Here is a 1,213-nt window from a genome sequence, read left to right as displayed (position 1 = left end):
GGTTCGAAACAGGCTGTTTTTGCGTTACAGGGACGAGCGGAATCTCGCCGCGTTTCGGGCAGCGCAAACGGATTTCGAGAGGAACGGCGTCGCGCGGTGGATGCCGCGAACGCTCAGGCCTGCAGAGGTTGAAGTGGCCCGAGTCCGAGCAGCGTCAGCCAGTGTTCGTGAGACTGGCGGCTCATCAGTTCCCTGGGAGTCCTGCCCGTACGTTCGGCGCATCGGCTGCGCACGAAACGCCGATGGTTGAAGACAAACTGCAGCAGGCCGAGCCAGGCGCGTCCACCTTCCAGATGTCGCCGGTTCGTCAGGCAGACACGAATGCGCGAGTTGAGGTTCTCGACCATCGAGCTGCTGCGTGGCGTGCGCTTCATGGCGTCGGACACGGCGGCATGGACGCCCTGAAACTTGCGGCCCATGCGGGCAAGCAGATGGTTGCGGCCTTGCCAGAACGTGCGCGACGTTTCGGGCTTGCGATGCAGCAGACAGCTCGCGCGTACGAGATCGGGCGACACCTCGTGAGTTCGCGCGATCGCCTCGAGGTTCGCATCCAGCACACCGGCGAACGCGAGCAGATCGTCTCGCTGATTCTGCAGCGCGCGTCGCAGGATGCCAATACGTGACGGGTCCTGCACTTCGCGGTGCAGCAGTTCGGCGACCACGAAATCGAACAGGGCTTCGCGTGTGGCGAGCTCCGGACCGGCAAGCGACAGGATGTCGCGCTCGAGCCAATGGACGAGGGTTTGCAGATCGGCGGCCAGTACGTGGGCCCGCGTTTCATCGCGACGCAGCCCTTCGAGCGTGGCGTCGAGGAAGCTGTCGTCGCAGCGTAGGCGGGGATTGGCCCGACGCTCCTCGAGTGTCACGCGTTCGGTGCGGGTGCCACGGGCGATCCGGGCCCACAGATTCACCAGCGTCCTGCCTTGCTGCAGGATATGAAACACATCGCCGTGACACGGCGTATCGGGCCAGGCCGTTTTCTGGCCGGCACGCAACCCGGTGCCGGCGTCGGCAATCGTGTAATCGGGAGTCAGTCCCTGCGCCTGCAGATCCAGCAGATGGATGGCCCAGGTATCGCCATCGCGTTGAGCTTCGGGGCGAGCAGGTAGCAGTAGGTCGAAGCGACGTCGATGCCGGCAAGCACAGGCTGCGAGCCCTGGAAAAGTTCGTCGTGCAGGCCGACGCGCACCGATGAGAGATCGATGCCGGCGTT

At 64.5% G+C, this 1,213-nt stretch carries 2 protein-coding genes; both read right to left on the bottom strand.

Going from position 1 to position 1,213, the window contains the following annotated elements; all coding sequences use genetic code 11:
- Positions 1-113 precede the first annotated feature (113 nt).
- On the bottom strand, positions 114-995 hold the full coding sequence (locus P0D89_RS53130; RefSeq protein WP_408379662.1) for a hypothetical protein: 882 nt from the start codon (positions 993-995) through the stop codon (positions 114-116).
- A 35-nt stretch (positions 996-1,030) separates the two neighbouring features.
- Positions 1,031-1,213: hypothetical protein (locus tag P0D89_RS53125; RefSeq protein WP_408379660.1), on the bottom strand; the 183-nt coding region annotated here is incomplete at its 5' end.

It is taken from the genome of Paraburkholderia sp. RL18-085-BIA-A (assembly GCF_046027075.1).
Lineage (GTDB): Bacteria > Pseudomonadota > Gammaproteobacteria > Burkholderiales > Burkholderiaceae > Paraburkholderia.
The sequence above is the reverse complement of the archived record's forward strand: the minus strand, read 5'-3'. Positions and strand labels throughout refer to the sequence as shown.